At 55.5% G+C, this 15,011-nt stretch carries 16 protein-coding genes; 12 read left to right on the top strand and 4 right to left on the bottom strand.

The window, feature by feature from the left end; translation table 11 throughout:
* Positions 1-284: 284 nt before the first annotated feature.
* The 7 genes from ABLU87_RS29345 to nqrM are packed head-to-tail and all read left to right on the top strand — an operon-like array spanning position 285 to position 6,344.
* The gene (locus ABLU87_RS29345; RefSeq protein ID WP_122117427.1) at positions 285-1,628 is read left to right on the top strand and encodes a Na(+)-translocating NADH-quinone reductase subunit A; all 1,344 of its coding nucleotides are present in this window, start codon (positions 285-287) and stop codon (positions 1,626-1,628) included.
* Positions 1,629-1,631: 3 nt separating this feature from the next.
* Complete coding sequence (locus ABLU87_RS29340) at positions 1,632-2,870, top strand: NADH:ubiquinone reductase (Na(+)-transporting) subunit B (protein ID WP_025107269.1); 1,239 nt, start codon at positions 1,632-1,634, stop codon at positions 2,868-2,870.
* Complete coding sequence (locus tag ABLU87_RS29335; protein ID WP_004847924.1) at positions 2,863-3,657, top strand: Na(+)-translocating NADH-quinone reductase subunit C; 795 nt, start codon at positions 2,863-2,865, stop codon at positions 3,655-3,657. Before ABLU87_RS29340 ends, ABLU87_RS29335 begins: the two co-directional genes overlap by 8 nt.
* Positions 3,650-4,288, top strand: a complete 639-nt coding sequence (locus ABLU87_RS29330) for an NADH:ubiquinone reductase (Na(+)-transporting) subunit D (protein ID WP_004099162.1) — start codon at positions 3,650-3,652, stop codon at positions 4,286-4,288. The genes ABLU87_RS29335 and ABLU87_RS29330 overlap by 8 nt, the downstream gene beginning before the upstream one ends.
* Before the next feature lie 6 nt (positions 4,289-4,294).
* Positions 4,295-4,891 carry an NADH:ubiquinone reductase (Na(+)-transporting) subunit E gene (nqrE, locus tag ABLU87_RS29325; protein WP_004847929.1) on the top strand — a complete coding sequence of 199 codons (597 nt, stop codon included), beginning with the start codon at positions 4,295-4,297 and terminating at the stop codon, positions 4,889-4,891.
* Between the two features lie 11 nt (positions 4,892-4,902).
* Positions 4,903-6,126 carry an NADH:ubiquinone reductase (Na(+)-transporting) subunit F gene (nqrF, locus tag ABLU87_RS29320; protein WP_004847931.1) on the top strand — a complete coding sequence of 408 codons (1,224 nt, stop codon included), beginning with the start codon at positions 4,903-4,905 and terminating at the stop codon, positions 6,124-6,126.
* 2 nt (positions 6,127-6,128) lie between these two features.
* Positions 6,129-6,344, top strand: a complete 216-nt coding sequence (nqrM, locus tag ABLU87_RS29315; protein WP_004847934.1) for a (Na+)-NQR maturation NqrM — start codon at positions 6,129-6,131, stop codon at positions 6,342-6,344.
* Positions 6,345-6,376: 32 nt separating this feature from the next.
* Here nqrM and ABLU87_RS29310 read toward each other — a convergent pair whose 3' ends face one another.
* Positions 6,377-7,234: a glycerophosphodiester phosphodiesterase family protein gene (locus ABLU87_RS29310; protein WP_025107267.1), complete on the bottom strand. Its 858-nt coding sequence runs from the start codon at positions 7,232-7,234 to the stop codon at positions 6,377-6,379.
* Between the two features lie 159 nt (positions 7,235-7,393).
* Here ABLU87_RS29310 and dinB point away from each other — a divergent pair, with 159 nt between their 5' ends.
* Both dinB and ABLU87_RS29300 read left to right on the top strand, forming a co-directional pair.
* Positions 7,394-8,449: a DNA polymerase IV gene (dinB, locus tag ABLU87_RS29305; RefSeq protein WP_196942047.1), complete on the top strand. Its 1,056-nt coding sequence runs from the start codon at positions 7,394-7,396 to the stop codon at positions 8,447-8,449.
* Between the two features lie 2 nt (positions 8,450-8,451).
* Positions 8,452-8,916, top strand: a complete 465-nt coding sequence (locus ABLU87_RS29300; protein WP_227633889.1) for a GNAT family N-acetyltransferase — start codon at positions 8,452-8,454, stop codon at positions 8,914-8,916.
* A gap of 102 nt (positions 8,917-9,018) precedes the next feature.
* On the opposite strand, the gene pepD is transcribed toward ABLU87_RS29300, so the two are convergent.
* The gene (gene pepD, locus ABLU87_RS29295) at positions 9,019-10,476 is read right to left on the bottom strand and encodes a cytosol nonspecific dipeptidase (RefSeq protein ID WP_025107264.1); all 1,458 of its coding nucleotides are present in this window, start codon (positions 10,474-10,476) and stop codon (positions 9,019-9,021) included.
* Between the two features lie 258 nt (positions 10,477-10,734).
* Between pepD and gpt the strand changes: the two genes are divergently transcribed.
* The 3 genes from gpt (at position 10,735) to crl (ending at position 13,000) form a co-directional block, all read left to right on the top strand.
* Entirely contained in the window at positions 10,735-11,193 is a 459-nt protein-coding gene (gene gpt, locus ABLU87_RS29290; protein ID WP_004129200.1) for a xanthine phosphoribosyltransferase, read from the top strand.
* 106 nt (positions 11,194-11,299) lie between these two features.
* The gene (frsA, locus tag ABLU87_RS29285) at positions 11,300-12,544 is read left to right on the top strand and encodes an esterase FrsA (RefSeq protein WP_122117416.1); all 1,245 of its coding nucleotides are present in this window, start codon (positions 11,300-11,302) and stop codon (positions 12,542-12,544) included.
* A 57-nt stretch (positions 12,545-12,601) separates the two neighbouring features.
* On the top strand, positions 12,602-13,000 hold the full coding sequence (crl, locus tag ABLU87_RS29280) for a sigma factor-binding protein Crl (RefSeq protein ID WP_004847949.1): 399 nt from the start codon (positions 12,602-12,604) through the stop codon (positions 12,998-13,000).
* A gap of 82 nt (positions 13,001-13,082) precedes the next feature.
* On the opposite strand, the gene ABLU87_RS29275 is transcribed toward crl, so the two are convergent.
* Positions 13,083-13,589 (bottom strand): serine acetyltransferase, encoded by a 507-nt coding sequence (locus ABLU87_RS29275; RefSeq protein ID WP_025107263.1) that lies wholly within the window; start codon positions 13,587-13,589, stop codon positions 13,083-13,085.
* A gap of 2 nt (positions 13,590-13,591) precedes the next feature.
* Positions 13,592-15,010 (bottom strand): DUF4832 domain-containing protein, encoded by a 1,419-nt coding sequence (locus tag ABLU87_RS29270; protein WP_122117417.1) that lies wholly within the window; start codon positions 15,008-15,010, stop codon positions 13,592-13,594.
* Position 15,011: the final 1 nt, after the last annotated feature.

Here is a 15,011-nt window from a genome sequence, read left to right as displayed (position 1 = left end):
CGTTTACGTTTTAGTTTTCCGTTATAGCGAATATTCAGGTAAAGCGCAGTCAGAACTTTGCGTAATAGCTCGCATTTTAGAACGACTTAATGGCAGTTTGTCTACAGGCGCTGCTCACGAAATGTTACACTTGCTCCGCTAAATACTCAGGGTAAGAAAGGATGCTTCTCTCCCGTCTTGTGAATCACCAGGACTACGATGTTCCTTTCTTCCTCTTATTTTCCATTAATTATGCTGGCCTCGGCCTGATGCCGGGGTTTACGTAACGGATACCTGCTAACGATATGATTAAAATCACGAAAGGGCTGAATTTGCCCATAGCTGGCATGCCATCACAGCAGATTTCTTCGAAGACTGCGGTCAAGCGCGTTGCGCTGTTGGGTGAAGAGTACATCGGTATGCGCCCCTCAATGGCGGTGCGTGAAGGCGACCGGGTACAAAAAGGTCAGCTTCTGTTCGAAGATAAAAGAAATCCTGGCGTGCGATTTACTGCCCCTGCGAGTGGAACCATCAGCGCCATTCATCGCGGCGAACGGCGGGTTCTGCAATCGGTCGTTATTGACGTAGATGGCGATGATGCTGTTCACTTTCCCCGCTATGAATTAGCCGATCTTGCCGCGTTGACGCGCGAGGCCGTGCAGCAGCAGCTGGTGGAGTCGGGGATGTGGACGGCGTTTCGCACCCGCCCTTTCAGCAAAATACCTGCGCCGGGCAGCGTTCCAGCGGCCATATTTGTCACTGCCATAGATACGAATCCACTGGCGGCAGACCCTCAGCCAATCATTCTGGCCCAGCGCGAGGCTTTTGACGCGGGCTTAACCCTGTTGACGCGGTTGACCGACGGTAAGGTCCACGTCTGCCAGGCCAGCGGTGGCAAGCTTGGCGGGCATCCCGTGGGCCAGGTGACCTTCAACCAGTTTGCCGGGCCGCATCCGGCCGGGCTGGTCGGGACCCACATCCATTTTCTCGAGCCGGTTAGCCTGAAAAAGCAGGTCTGGCATCTTAACTATCAGGACGTTATCGCCGTTGGCAAATTGTTCCTTGAAGGGGAGTTGTCTAGCGAACGCATTGTTGCGCTCGGCGGCCCGCAGGTGAAAGAGCCTCGTTTATTAAAGACCTGCTCTGGCGCCAGCCTTGATGAACTGCTGGCAGGTGAACTTCTGGATGATGAAAACCGCGTTATTTCTGGTTCAGTCCTCAGCGGAACGCACGCTCAAGGGCCCCATGCTTTTCTTGGCCGCTTTCATTTACAGATAAGCGTCGTAAAAGAGGGGCGTGAGAAAGAGCTGTTCGGCTGGGTAATGCCGGGGAAAGATAAATTTTCCATCACCCGTACCACGCTCGGCCATTTTATGAAGCGTAAGCTATTTAATTTCTCGACGGATACCAACGGCGGCGAGCGGGCTATGGTGCCGATTGGCAACTATGAGCGAGTGATGCCGCTGGATATTCTGCCCACCATGCTGCTGCGTGATTTGCTGGCGGGGGATACCGACAGCGCGCAGGCGCTGGGCTGTCTGGAACTGGATGAAGAAGACCTGGCGCTTTGCACCTACGTATGTCCCGGCAAGTACGAATATGGCCCGGCATTGCGCAGCGTGTTAACCCAGATAGAGCAGGAAGGATAAGTGATGGGCTTAAAGCAACTGTTTGACAAAATTGAGCCGCACTTTACGCACGGCGGCAAGCTGGAAAAATACTATCCGCTGTTTGAAGCGACGGCGACGCTGTTCTACACCCCCGGGCAGGTCACGCGCGGCGCGGCGCACGTCAGAGACGCCATCGATCTCAAGCGGATGATGATTCTGGTGTGGTTCGCCGTTTTCCCGGCGATGTTCTGGGGAATGTATAACGTTGGCCTGCAGACCATTCCGGCACTGCATAAATTATACGGCGCTGAGCAGCTGCAGCAGGTTATCGCCGGGAACTGGCACTACAGCATCGCGCAGTGGTTGGGGGTGAACTTCACCGCTGACGCCGGTTGGCTCAGTATGATGACCCTGGGGGCGGTATTTTTCCTGCCTATCTACATCACCGTGTTTCTTGTCGGCGGGTTCTGGGAAGTCTTGTTTGCTATCGTGCGCAAGCACGAAATAAACGAAGGCTTCTTCGTGACGTCAATTCTGTTCGCGCTGATTGTGCCGCCATCGCTGCCGCTATGGCAGGCCGCGTGCGGGATCACCTTCGGCGTCGTCATGGCCAAGGAGATTTTTGGCGGAACCGGGCGTAACTTTCTCAACCCGGCCCTGGCGGGGCGCGCGTTTTTATTCTTTGCCTGGCCGGCGCAAATTTCCGGCGACCTGGTATGGACTGCGGCGGATGGTTTCTCCGGCGCGACGCCGTTATCCCAGTGGGCAAGCGGCGGCGGTGAATCTCTGGTTAACGTCTCTACCGGTCAGCCGGTAAGCTGGATGGACGCCTTCCTCGGCAATATCCCGGGGTCGATTGGCGAAGTCTCGACGCTGATGATTCTCATCGGCGGCGCCATCATCATTTTTGGTCGCGTGGCCTCGTGGCGCATTGTCGCAGGGGTTTTCATCGGCATGGTGGCCACCGCGACGCTGTTTAACTTTATAGGCTCTGATACCAACCCGATGTTTGCCATGCCGTGGTACTGGCATCTGGTGCTCGGCGGTTTTGCCTTCGGCATGATGTTTATGGCGACGGACCCGGTGTCCGCGTCGTTTACGGATAAAGGTAAATGGAGCTACGGCCTGCTGATCGGCGTGATGTGCGTCCTGATCCGCGTGGTCAACCCGGCCTATCCGGAAGGGATGATGCTGGCGATCCTCTTCGCCAACCTCTTCGCGCCGCTGTTTGATTACCTGGTGGTGCGGGCCAATATTAAGCGGAGGAAATCGCGTGGCTGAGAATAAAAGTAACGATAGCATCGGCAAAACGCTGCTGGTGGTGCTGGTGCTTTGTCTGGTCTGCTCAATTGTGGTCGCCGGTTCTGCCGTGGGGCTAAAATCACGCCAGCAGGAGCAGCGCGCTCTCGATAAACAGCGCAATATCCTGGCGGTTGCCGGTCTGATGAAGCAGGGAATGAGCGCAGATGAAGTGGCTGACATTTTTAAGGCCCATATCTCTCCGCGTTTAGTCGATTTAGCCAGCGGTGAGCTGCTGGATAAAGATCCGGGCAAGTTTAATCAGGCACAGGCCCTGAAAGACCCTCAGCAGAGCCTACAGCTGGAGGCGAGCCAGGATCCTGCCGGTATCAAACGCCGCAGTAATATTGCCGAAATTTACCTGGTGCGCGATGAAAAGCAGCAGATTCAGGAAGTGGTACTGCCGATTTACGGTAACGGCCTGTGGTCGGTGATGTACGCTTTTGTTGCGCTGGAAACCGATGGCCGCACGGTCAAAGGGATCACCTATTACGATCACGGTGAGACGCCGGGGCTGGGCGGGGAAATTGAAAACCCCAACTGGCGCCAGCAGTTCGTCGGTAAACAGGTGCTTGATGATAAAGGGATGCCTGCGCTGAGAATCGTCAAAGGCGGCGCGCGTCCTGGCGACCTGCACGCCGTTGATGGCCTGTCGGGCGCAACGCTGACGTCAAACGGCGTGCAGCATAGCTTTGATTTCTGGATGGGCAAACTGGGCTTTGGCCCATTCCTGCAAAAGGTGCGAGAAGGGGAGCTGAATAATGGCTGATTTGGGCGACATGAAAGAAATGAAGCGCGTGCTGGTGGGGCCGCTTATCGCTAATAACCCTATCACCCTGCAGGTACTGGGCGTCTGCTCCGCGCTGGCGGTGACCACCAAGCTGGAGACCGCTTTTGTAATGACCATTGCGGTGACGCTGGTTACGGCATTCTCCAGCATGTTTATCTCCATGATTCGCCACCACATTCCGAATAGCGTGCGCATCATTGTACAGATGGCGATTATCGCTTCGTTGGTTATCGTCGTCGATCAGGTGCTACGCGCGTTTGCCTATGAGATCTCAAAACAGCTTTCGGTTTTCGTCGGTTTGATCATCACTAACTGTATCGTGATGGGGCGCGCCGAAGCCTATGCCATGAAGTCGCCGCCGCTGGCGAGCTTTATGGACGGTATTGGCAACGGTCTGGGATACGGGGCGATCCTAATCATCGTCGGTTTCCTGAGAGAGCTGATCGGCAGTGGTAAGCTATTCGGTATTACCGTGCTGGAAACGGTGCAGAACGGCGGCTGGTACCAGCCAAATGGTCTGTTTCTTCTGGCGCCCAGTGCGTTCTTCATTATCGGTTTGTTGATTTGGGCGGTGCGCAGCTGGAAGCCTGAACAGCAGGAAAAGGAGTAACCGATTATGGCTCATTATATTAGCCTGTTTGTTCGCGCCGTGTTTGTTGAAAATATGGCTCTGGCCTTCTTTCTTGGGATGTGTACTTTCCTCGCGGTATCGAAAAAGGTCTCGACCGCTTTCGGACTCGGCGTGGCGGTAACGGTCGTACTTGGGCTGGCGGTGCCGATCAATAATCTGGTGTATAACCTGGTGCTGCGCGACGGTGCGCTGGTTGAAGGCGTCGACTTAAGCTTTCTGAACTTTATCACCTTTATTGGCGTGATTGCCGCGCTGGTGCAAATCCTGGAGATGATCCTCGATAAGTACTTCCCGACGCTCTATAACGCGCTGGGGATCTTCCTGCCGCTGATCGCCGTCAACTGTGCGATCTTTGGCGGCGTCTCCTTCATGGTGCAGCGTGACTATAACTTCACCGAATCCATCGTTTACGGCTTTGGCTCCGGCATCGGCTGGCTGCTGGCAATTGTGGCGATGGCGGGCATTCGTGAAAAAATGAAATACGCAAACGTGCCTGCGGGTCTGCGCGGGTTAGGGATCACCTTTATTACCACGGGTCTGATGGCGCTGGGCTTTATGTCATTCTCCGGTGTGCAGCTATAAGGGCGGAAAGTATGGAAATAATTCTTGGCGTAGTGATGTTCACGCTGATCGTCCTGGTACTATCGGGGCTGATACTGGCCGCGCGTTCGAAATTAGTGAATGCGGGCGACGTGGTCATTGAAATCAATAACGAAGCGGATAAACAAATTCGTACTCCGGCCGGCGACAAGCTGCTGAATACGCTCTCCAGCAACGGTATCTTCGTTTCATCCGCCTGCGGCGGCGGCGGCTCCTGCGGCCAGTGCCGGGTGACGGTGAAAGAGGGCGGCGGTGATATTCTGCCTACCGAACTGTCTCATATCACCAAGCGTGAGGCGAGAGAGGGCTGCCGTCTGGCCTGCCAGGTCGCGGTGAAGCAGAACATGAAAATTGAGCTGCCGGAGGAGATTTTTGGCGTTAAGAAGTGGGAGTGTGAAGTTATCTCGAACGATAACAAAGCCACTTTTATCAAGGAGCTGAAGCTGCGCGTGCCGGACGGTGACGCGGTTCCGTTCCGGGCCGGCGGGTATATTCAGATCGAATGCCCCTCGCACAAGGTTGCCTATGCCGATTTTGACGTTCCGGACGAGTATCGCGGCGACTGGGATAAATTTAACCTTTTCCGCTACGTCTCTGACGTGAAAGAGCCAACGCTACGCGCCTACTCCATGGCTAACTATCCGGAAGAGAAGGGTATCATCATGCTCAACGTGCGTATCGCAACGCCGCCGCCGCAGGTACCTGATGCGCCTCCGGGGATCATGTCCTCCTATATCTGGTCGCTGAAGCCGGGCGATAAAGTGACGATTTCCGGGCCGTTTGGGGAATTTTTTGCCAAAGAAACGGATGCTGAGATGGTCTTTATCGGCGGCGGAGCGGGGATGGCGCCGATGCGCTCGCATATTTTCGACCAGCTTAAGCGGCTGCACAGCAAACGTAAAATCAGCTTCTGGTACGGTGCGCGCTCTCTGCGAGAAATGTTCTATGATGACGAATTCGAGCAGCTGGCGCGGGAAAACCCGAATTTTACCTTCCACGTGGCGCTCTCCGATCCGCAGCCGGAAGATAACTGGACCGGCCATACCGGCTTTATTCATAACGTTCTGTATGAAAACTATCTGCGCGATCACCCGGCGCCGGAAGATTGTGAATTCTACATGTGCGGGCCGCCGGTGATGAACGCCGCGGTCATTAAAATGCTTAAAGATCTCGGCGTTGAGGATGAAAACATCATGCTGGACGATTTTGGAGGCTGATGATGCTGACGGTATTTGTCGCGACCTTCGTGATTTTCGCGCTGGTTATCCTGGGAATGTCGCTTGGTTATCTGATCAAGCGCAAAAGTATTCAGGGCAGCTGCGGCGGGATCTCATCGCTGGGTATGGAAAAGGTCTGCGACTGTCCTGAGCCCTGCGATGCGCGCAAAAAACGCCTGGCTCGCGAAGCGCAGCGCAAGCAGGATCGCATCCTATAATCAGCAGGCCGCACCGTGCGGCCTTTTTTGATTTACCAGGTTTTCGCTTTCGCCGGCGAGTCTACCATCACGCCGTCGGCGCCAAGCTCGCTTGCGGTACGAAAATCATCGGCACTATTAATGCCGAAGAAGACAATATGGGCTTTGCCCTGTGAGCGGAAACAATCCATAGCTTCTTTATCCCAGGTGAGCGTGGCTGGCGATACGCCTTCGCCCAGCGTGAACTTCTCCACTATTTCTACCTTGCGTTTCAGCTCCAGACCGTACCAGTATTCATTGCCCGACGCCGCAGTTGGCTGGCACTGGTGGCTAAGCGAAATATTAGCCAGCTTCGTTCGCGTTTCGCCCCGGCTGACGAAATGGGGGATAGATGCTGGCAGCGCCGCGATATAGCGGTCTTCCGTTGAATACACCCGTACGCGCGAGAGGCTATTGGTCTTTTGCAGTACTTCGCTAAGACGCGCCGCCATGATGGCCGGATCTGCATCAGGTGATTTGATATCGATGTAAAAGAAGGTCTGCGGCCACTGTTCCAGTACCGATTGCAGCGTTGGAATGGTTGCGTTTTTACCGCGCCAAGGGTGAGTTTCACCGCCCCATGTCCATCCCGCGTCCATACGAGTCAGCTCGGCAGCGCTGAAGCTTGAGATTTTCCCCGTATGGTCAGTCAGCGCGGACAGATCGCTCGGGCGATATAAGACCGGAACGCCATCCTGGCTTAACTGTACCGTTATCCAAATCGCCTCGGCCTTATTCTCCAGCGCAAGTTTTATCGCCGGAAGGGTATTTTCCGGCGCATCGCCGGTGCCTCCCCGATGGGCAATGAGCTGCGGCGCGGCGCAGGCGCTGCTGGCAATAAGCAAACCAAGCGCAGTAAGTATTGACTTCATGATTGCATTCACCTTATATGCTCATATAACTATATGAAAAGTAACTTATATTTATTGCATTTTTATGTTGTAGCACGTTTTTCAGGATAGTGGATTTAAAAAGATTAAATTTCGCCGTATTTTGCTATACTGTATGCATGTACAGTCTAAGGTTTGGCTATGCGTAAAATCATCCACGTTGATATGGACTGCTTCTTCGCGGCGGTGGAAATGCGTGACAACCCGGCACTGCGCGACATCCCTATTGCCATTGGCGGCAGTCGGGTGCAGCGCGGTGTTATCAGTACGGCTAACTATCCGGCGCGTAAATTCGGCGTGCGCAGCGCCATGCCAACCGCCACCGCGCTCAAACTTTGCCCCCACCTGACGCTGCTTCCCGGCCGCTTTGACGCCTATAAAGAGGCGTCGAACCATATCCGGGAGATTTTTTCCCGCTATACCTCGTTAATCGAACCATTATCGCTGGACGAAGCCTATCTCGACGTTAGCGACAGCGTTCATTGTCAGGGGTCAGCGACGCTGATGGCGCAGGAGATCCGCGAGACCATCCATCAAGAGCTAAATTTGACCGCCTCCGCAGGAATTGCGCCGGTAAAATTTCTCGCAAAAATCGCCTCGGATCTGAATAAACCCAACGGTCAGTTTGTTATTGCGCCGCATCAGGTCGCGGAGTTTGTCAAAACGTTGCCGCTATCGAAGATCCCGGGGGTCGGCAAGGTTTCCGCCGCGAAGCTCGAGAGCATGGGGCTGAGGACCTGTGAAGATGTGCAGAACAGCGATCTGGCGATGCTGCTCAAGCGCTTTGGTAAATTTGGGCGGATACTGTGGGAGCGCAGCCAGGGGATTGATGAACGAGAAATCAGCAGCGAGCGCCAGCGCAAATCGGTGGGCGTTGAACGAACCCTGATAGAAGATATCCACGAATGGGCGGAGTGTGAATCGATTATTGAGAACCTCTACCCGGAGCTGGAACGGCGACTGGCGAAGGTTAAACCGGATTTGCTGATTGCCCGTCAGGGGGTCAAGCTGAAGTTTAATGATTTTCAGCTCACCACCCAGGAACATGTCTGGCCCCGGCTGAATAAAGATGATTTGATTTCTACCGCGCATAAAGCCTGGCACGAGCGGCGCGGAGGTCGGGGAGTCAGGCTGGTGGGGCTGCACGTGACGCTGCTTGATCCGCAGCTGGAGCGGCAACTCGTTTTGGGATTGTAACGATGTTAACGATAAGAATGTACGAAGAGGGGGATTTTCCGGCGCTATGCGCACTATTTTTACGCGCCGTTAAAGAGACCGCCAGCGCTGACTATTCCCCCCGGCAAATTGCCGCCTGGGCGCAGGTTGATGAAGCCCGCTGGCGGCAAAAACTCGCGGCGTCACGCGTACTGGTGGCAATAAATGATGCCTCGCCGGTCGGGTTTATTACCGCCGTGGATGACTATATCGATTTACTATTTGTCTCTCCCGACTATAGCCGCCAGGGCGTCGCCAGCGCGCTGCTCAATACGCTATTGAGGCAGCTTCCTGAGCGCGTTTATACGGTAGAGGCCAGTATTACGGCAAAGCCCTTTTTTGCGCGTCACGGCTTCACCGTTATGCAGCCACAGGAAGTGACGGCGCGGGGTGAACAATTTCTTAATTATTTGATGCGGCGGCAAATCGACCCCACATACAGCGCGTGACAGGTATGCCCGGATGCGGTTACCACAATCGGCACGGCGTGCTTTCGCTCGGTCATTTTATAAAGAAAAGGCCCACTCTCTGCGGAGTGGGCCTGTGTTGTCTTACTTCGCCGGAATGGATTTCAGCAGTTCAGTCAACAGCGTCCAGTACTGGCCCACGCTTTCGATATGAACCTGCTCATCCGGGGAGTGAGGACCGGTGATGGTTGGCCCGATAGAAACCATGTCCATATCCGGATACGGTTTTTTGAACAGCCCGCACTCCAGGCCCGCGTGGATAATCTGGATGTTCGGCGTCTTGTTGAACAGACGCTGATAGGTTTCACGCACCAGATGCATCACCGGCGAGTTGGCGTCCGGCTGCCAGCCCGGGTAGGCGCCTTTCGCTTCGGTTTTCGCACCGGCCAGCTTGCCCAGCGAATCCAGCATGCTCACGACATAATCTTTGCCGCTGTCGATCAGCGAGCGAATCAGGCAGTGAATCTGCACGTTGTCGCCGGTCATGGTCACCACGCCGACGTTCAGCGAGGTTTCCACCACGCCTTTTGCCACATCAGAGTTGCGGATGACGCCGTTTGGCGTGGCGTTCAGCAGACGCACAAAGGTATCACGAGATTGGGCCGTCAGCGCAGGCTGCTCGTTAGCAACCGACTCCAGCAGCACAGTCAGGTTTTTCTCTTTGGCCGCCAGCTCGTTTTTCAGGATCGCCTGGTACTCATTAGCCAGCGCTTTCAGCGCGTCCGCTTTATCCGCGGCCACGGCGACTGTCGCGAACGCTTCACGCGGGATCGCGTTGCGCAGGGTGCCGCCGTTGAAATCGACCAGGCGCAGATCCAGCTCTTCAGCATGGCCTGCGAGGAAGCGTGCCAGCAGCTTGTTGGCATTACCTAAACCAACATGGATCTCGCCGCCGGAGTGGCCGCCTTTGAGTCCTTTAAGGGTCAGCTTAAAGCTCTGGAAACCGGCCGGAACGGCTTCACGGGTCAGCGCCAGGTCAGAGGTGAAGTCGATACCCCCCGCGCAGCCCATGTAAATCTCACCTTCTTCTTCGGAGTCGGTGTTGATCAGGATATCCGCCTGCAGCCAGTTGGCCTGCAGGCCAAACGCGCCGTCCATACCGGCTTCTTCCGTCATGGTCAGCAGCACTTCCAGCGGGCCGTGAACCACGTTGTCGTCAGCCAGTACCGCCAGCGCGGAAGCCATGCCAATACCGTTGTCGGCGCCCAGGGTGGTGCCGCGCGCTTTGACCCACTCGCCGTCGATGTACGGCTGAATCGGGTCCTTAGCGAAGTCATGAACGGTATCGTTGTTTTTCTGCGGCACCATATCGAGGTGCGCCTGCAGCACAACCGGTTTGCGGTTTTCCATACCGGCAGTCGCGCCTTTACGAATCAGAATGTTGCCAACCTGGTCGCGTTCCGCGTGTAAGCCTTTTTCTTTTGCCCAGCCCATGATGTGCTCAGCGAGCTGTTCTTCGTGATAGGAGGGGTGAGGAATAGAGCAGATTTTGGCAAAAATATCCCACAGCGGCTGCGGGGATAATTGAGACAGTTCAGACACGATAAGTCTCCTTACAATCACCTGCAAAAGTCGTTTGCAGATCGAGGGGTTAGCAATCAAATACACTACAAGCCCGGGCTTGCGCGATGGGGTTGAGAATACCACTTTCCGTGTACTCTGGTAGTGTAAACCACGTAAAAAGAGTCGTCGTGGCCGCTTAACGCTGGTTTTTAGCGCGTCAGATCTCTATAATCTCGCGCAACCATTTTCCCCCTCGAACATTATTTAAGCCGTATTACACAGGCTGGGACACTTCACATGAGCGAAAAATACGTCGTCACCTGGGACATGTTGCAGATTCACGCCCGCAAGCTGGCCACTCGCCTGCTGCCGGTTGAACAGTGGAAAGGCATTATTGCCGTTAGCCGCGGCGGTCTGGTACCGGGAGCACTACTGGCGCGTGAACTGGGTATTCGTCATGTTGATACCGTTTGCATCTCAAGCTATGACCACGATAATCAGCGTGAACTGACCGTGCTGAAACGTGCGGAAGGCGATGGCGAAGGCTTTATCGTGATCGATGACCTCGTCGACACCGGCGGTACCGCCGTAGCCATCCGCGAAATGTATCCGAAAGCACATTTTGTCACTATCTTCGCAAAACCGGCCGGTCGCCCGCTGGTTGATGATTATGTTGTTGATATTCCCCAGGATACCTGGATTGAACAGCCGTGGGATATGGGCGTGGTGTTCGTACCGCCTATCGCAGGTCGTTAATTTCCAGCATAAATGCTAATTACCACGCCCGGTTTTGCCGGGCGTGGTTTTTTTTACCCTTGCGCAGGTTACAATAGCTTCAGTGGCAACATGATGGAGGCTGCACATGTCCCAGGCTAACCTTAGCGAAACGCTGTTTAAACCCCGATTCAAACATCCGGAAACCTCCACGCTGGTGCGTCGGTTTAATACCGGAGCGCAGCAACCGATCCAGTCTGCGCTCAGCGGTAATCACGTTGATCACTGGTATCGATTGATTAACCGCCTGATGTGGATCTGGCGTGGCGTGACGCCGCAGGAAATCCTCGACGTGCAGGCGCGCATCGTCATGAGCGATGCCGAGCGAACCGACCCGGAGCTTTACGATACGGTCGTTGGCTATCGCGGCGGCAACTGGATCTTTGAATGGGCCAAACAGGCGATGGACTGGCAGCAGAAGGCCGGTCAGGAAGAGAATCTGCTCGTGAGCGGTCGTCACTGGCTCCATGCGGCAAACCTTTACAGCATTGCCGCCTATCCGCACATCAAGGGCGATGAGCTGGCGGAACAGGCGCAGGTGCTGGCATACCGGGCTTATGAAGAAGCCGCTCAGCGCTTGCCCGGCAAGCTGCGAGAGCTGGAGTTCTCTATCCCCGGCGCCGCGCCGATCACCGGTTTCCTGCATATGCCGCCAGGCGATGGGCCGTTCCCGACGGTACTGATGTGCGGCGGGCTTGACGCGCTACAGACCGACTATTACAACCTGTATGAAAACTATTTTGCGCCGTTGGGTATCGCTATGCTGACCGTGGATATGCCCTCCATCGGTTTCTCCTCAAAATGCAAGCTGACCCAGGATACCAGTCTGCTGCACCAGTATGTGCTGCAGCATCTGGCTAATGTGCCCTGGATCGATCATACCCGCGTGGCCGCCTTTGGTTTCCGTTTCGGCGCGAATATCGCCGTGCGGCTGGGCTATCTTGAGTCCCAGCGCCTGAAGGCGGTGGCCTGCCTGGGGCCGGTGGTACACGGCCTGCTGGTGGACCCGCTGCATCAGGGGCGGGTGCCGGAGATGTATCTTGACGTTCTGGCTTCGCGGCTGGGGATGCATGACGCTTCCGACGACGCGCTGCGCGTTGAGCTTAACCGCTATTCCCTGAAGGTTCAGGGGCTGCTGGGACGCCGCTGCCCCACGCCGATGCTCTCAGGCTTCTGGAAAGACGATCCGTTCAGCCCGGAGGAGGAGTCGCGGCTGATTACTTCATCATCATCCGACGGCAAGCTGTTGGAGATCCCGTTCAATCCGGTCTATCGCAATTTCGATCACGCGCTGCGGCAGATCGCCCGCTGGATTAGCCATAGATTTAGTTAATATATTGCTAAATTCTATCGATTTGGTAACGTCATGGCATCACTAAAGGAGATCGCAATGACGTTACCGAGTGGACACCTGAAGAGTAAGCTGATTAAGAAATTCACGGCGCTTGGCCCTTACATCCGTGAGGAGCAATGTGAAGACAACCGCTTCTTTTTCGATTGCCTGGCTGTTTGCGTCAACGTAAAACCAGCGCCTGAAAAACGCGAGTTCTGGGGATGGTGGATGGAGATGGAAGCGCAGGAATCGCGCTTCACCTATAGCTATCAGTTTGGATTGTTCGACAAAGAGGGCGTCTGGCGTCCGGTCGCGATTGACGATCCTGAAGTCACTGAAAAGCTTGAAAAGACGCTACGTGGTTTTCACGAACGAGCCGAAGCGTTGCTGGCGACGTTCAGTCTTAAGCTGGAGCCCGCCGATGATTTTAGCGAACCGGTTAAGCTGAGAGCCTGAGTTCCGGTCGGCGGCTGTCATCCTGCTCGCAATAAAACCCGCGTTTCGACCAGCGCGGGTTTCCTTCCCAGGCAAACCCGCGCTAAATACCGTTTAATATCCGACAGGGTTGACCGACGGCAATCATTCCTGCGGCCAGATCTTTGGTCACCACCGTGCCTGCCCCAACCTTGACGTTGTCGCCCAGCGTGACCGCGCCAATCACCACGGCGTGGGCGCCAAATTCGACGTTATCGCCGATGCGCGGGCTGTCGCCCTCACGACCCTGACTGTCGGTCACGCTGCCAATCGTGACGCCCTGGCGCAGGGTGCAGTTCTGGCCGATGACCGTTCCCCGATTAATCACGATGCAGTGCGGATGATACAGCTTCAGCCCATAGCCAATGCGCGCTCGCCACGGCAGCTCAATGCAAAATAAACACTCGTTAATCACGATATTGAGAATAACGAAGGGGATCCCGCAGATCTTCCACAGAGGATTACGGCTGCGATAGAGCGTCGCCAGACGATAAAGCAGAACCGCGATTTTCGCTTTTATGCCGCCGCAGGATTTGATTTCCCGGGCGACCAGCCTGATAGCCTCAAACATGGTTATTCCTTAAGGTTAAACGAAGCCAGTGAATACCATCCATCACCGGTTTTACCTTCGTTAGCGAGTTGAATACGCGGCTGGCCCTGATAATTGGTCAGGGCCGCTTCCAGGCGATATTGGCCGCCCGGGAGTCCGGCAGGCAGCGGCAGCGTAGCGCTGCTGTGATGATCGCCGGGCAGCCACTGGCGAACGTCATCCGCCGTTTTGATTTGCGTAACGGTCGTTCCGGCGTCATTGACTATCCGCCATTGCACAAGGTACGGGAGATAGGCTGGCGCGACGCCGTCGTTACGCCAGGTGACGTTTAGCGTAAGCGGCATGCCGCTGCGTACGGGCGTATCCCATTCCATCTGACCCACCCGGTAGCGGTAGCCGATTCGCAATAACGCGCTATCAACGATATCGCGATACGCTGCCGGTACCGGACGCGATTTCAGATTCAGGGTACTGGCGTGCTGCGCTAATGCCCAGTCGAAGCTTGCCTGGACCTCTTCGCGGGTGTAGTGCTGCACGCTTTCCCACTCCGCCATATAACCGCAAATTTCCAGGCTAACGGGGGCGTGCTGCCAGCTATCATTAAACCCGGACCACGCCGTCTGCGCCGCGGCCAGGCGTTGAGGATAATCATCGCGCATATGGCTCCACTCTGCGGAAAAGTTATGCCAGTCTCCCCAGCAATCCGCGCGCCACCCCGCGCCTTTTTGGCTGGCCCAGGCCAGCGAATTACCGCCGCTGATTAACATGATTTTGGGCGTTTTCGGGAAGCTGCTGAAGTGCATATCAACGTAGCGATTGAGCTGCTCCGGAGCGTACTTTTCCAGCAACGGCGCAACGTCAGTGAAATTGGAGTTGTGCCATTCCCCCCACGAACCCACCATGCCGATATCGACAAACGCGAGGTTCGGATTGCCGTCATAACGCGCGCCGAGGGCGTTAAGCAGCTTTTGCGCATAGGCGATAAAGGTCGGATCGCTGAGGTCCGGCACAAAGGTTTTGCCATTTTCGACCCATTGTCCCTGAATGCCTTTTTTGATAAGCCAGGCGGGGATTTTCGAGCCCGATTGCGGTTCATCGAGCGCCATGAAACGCAATCCGACGTTCATCGCCGGCTGATGCTGGGCGGCGACGCTGAAAGCACGATCGATCGGCGCAAAATCATAGACGCCTTCTTCAGGCTCCAGATCGCTCCAGTAAAAGCGATCGTATTCAAACCCGGTGTCCGGATACTCTTTCAGAGAGGGTTTCTGACCATAACCATCGTGGAAACTGGCCACGCCGATCCCTGGGTTCGTCAACAGACCGGTAAAGGCCGGCGGGGTGATAACCGTGCGTTCAGCCAGCACTGCCGCTGAGGGTATGACTCCGGCTAGCAGTAGCGCCACAAGGCGCGCGGCGCGGCGCAGCGAATAAGAGCTCATC

The organism is Klebsiella sp. CB_Kp196, assembly GCF_040061575.1.
In the GTDB taxonomy this organism is placed as follows: Bacteria; Pseudomonadota; Gammaproteobacteria; order Enterobacterales; family Enterobacteriaceae; genus Klebsiella; species Klebsiella michiganensis.
This window is presented reverse-complemented; position numbering and strand designations above follow the sequence as displayed.

Coding starts and splice junctions, on each gene's coding strand:
- ABLU87_RS29345 (WP_122117427.1), top strand. CDS start 285: ATGATTAAAATCACGAAAGGGCTGAATTTGCCCATAGCTGGCATGCCA.
- ABLU87_RS29340 (WP_025107269.1), top strand. CDS start 1,632: ATGGGCTTAAAGCAACTGTTTGACAAAATTGAGCCGCACTTTACGCAC.
- ABLU87_RS29330 (WP_004099162.1), top strand. CDS start 3,650: ATGGCTGATTTGGGCGACATGAAAGAAATGAAGCGCGTGCTGGTGGGG.
- nqrE (WP_004847929.1), top strand. CDS start 4,295: ATGGCTCATTATATTAGCCTGTTTGTTCGCGCCGTGTTTGTTGAAAAT.
- nqrF (WP_004847931.1), top strand. CDS start 4,903: ATGGAAATAATTCTTGGCGTAGTGATGTTCACGCTGATCGTCCTGGTA.
- nqrM (WP_004847934.1), top strand. CDS start 6,129: ATGCTGACGGTATTTGTCGCGACCTTCGTGATTTTCGCGCTGGTTATC.
- ABLU87_RS29310 (WP_025107267.1), bottom strand. CDS start 7,234: ATGAAGTCAATACTTACTGCGCTTGGTTTGCTTATTGCCAGCAGCGCC.
- dinB (WP_196942047.1), top strand. CDS start 7,394: ATGCGTAAAATCATCCACGTTGATATGGACTGCTTCTTCGCGGCGGTG.
- ABLU87_RS29300 (WP_227633889.1), top strand. CDS start 8,452: ATGTTAACGATAAGAATGTACGAAGAGGGGGATTTTCCGGCGCTATGC.
- gpt (WP_004129200.1), top strand. CDS start 10,735: ATGAGCGAAAAATACGTCGTCACCTGGGACATGTTGCAGATTCACGCC.
- frsA (WP_122117416.1), top strand. CDS start 11,300: ATGTCCCAGGCTAACCTTAGCGAAACGCTGTTTAAACCCCGATTCAAA.
- crl (WP_004847949.1), top strand. CDS start 12,602: ATGACGTTACCGAGTGGACACCTGAAGAGTAAGCTGATTAAGAAATTC.
- ABLU87_RS29275 (WP_025107263.1), bottom strand. CDS start 13,589: ATGTTTGAGGCTATCAGGCTGGTCGCCCGGGAAATCAAATCCTGCGGC.
- ABLU87_RS29270 (WP_122117417.1), bottom strand. CDS start 15,010: ATGAGCTCTTATTCGCTGCGCCGCGCCGCGCGCCTTGTGGCGCTACTG.